Raw genomic sequence first — 864 nt, forward strand, 5'->3', positions numbered from 1 at the left:
GTGATCTGAGTCAGTCGTTTGCTGCATCACCACTTGCAAAGGTGTGGGGTCTGGTTTTCCCGGAGAGAACTCTTGAGCAATAATACTGGTTCCTTTCGGGATCGACGTAACATCAACCTGATTCTGAACACCAAAGGCATTACGCATTGAACCAGCTAAACGCTTAAATTTGAGTACATCTATTTCTGCGAACGATAATAGCAGAACAAAGAAGCACATAAGGAGGGACATAAGATCCGCAAAAGTCCCCATCCATGCGGGGAGCCCGGGGACGCAATCGCAATCTTTTTCTTCTTCATCACTCATTGTCGAGTTGTTACCTCAGAGATCAAACTAAAAACATACAGGCTGCTTAATAAACCAGAACTATTCTTCACCTGTTTCTCGCTTGCCTTCAGACAAGTAGGTTCTCAACATAGCTTCAATAACACGTGGGTTTTGACCAGCCTGAATCGCCAAAACGGCATCGATTGACATGGACTTGATCAACTCTTCCTCTTCCATTCTAAGAGTCAGTTTGTCAGCAAAAGGGATAGCAACCATATTTGCAAGCATCGCTCCATATAGCGTGGTCAATAGAGCTAACGCCATCGCAGGACCAATGGACTTCGGGTCATCCATGTTGGACAGCATCGCAACCAAACCGATCAAGGTACCAATCATTCCCATCGCCGGCCCCAGGTCTCCTAGAGCAGACCAAACACTTGCGCCTGCCTTATGCCGCGCAACGGCCATATTCTTATCTTTCGTCAGAACTGTTTTAACAACGTCTTCATCATGGCCGTCGATTAAGAGAGCAATACCACGCGCTAGAAAGTCATTATTTATCTCCTTCCCTTCAAGCGATAGCAAACCACCTTTTCG

Annotated in this window: 2 protein-coding genes; both read right to left on the bottom strand. The window is 46.2% G+C overall.

The genetic code is table 11. From position 1 onward, the window contains the following. The coding region (locus A3735_RS01035) for a flagellar motor protein MotB (RefSeq protein ID WP_304439952.1) at positions 1–306 on the bottom strand (306 nt) is incomplete at its 3' end. Positions 307–366: 60 nt separating this feature from the next. After that, on the bottom strand, positions 367–864 hold a 498-nt coding region (locus A3735_RS01040), incomplete at its 5' end, for a MotA/TolQ/ExbB proton channel family protein (RefSeq protein ID WP_197485565.1).

It is taken from the genome of Oleiphilus sp. HI0061 (assembly GCF_001635675.1).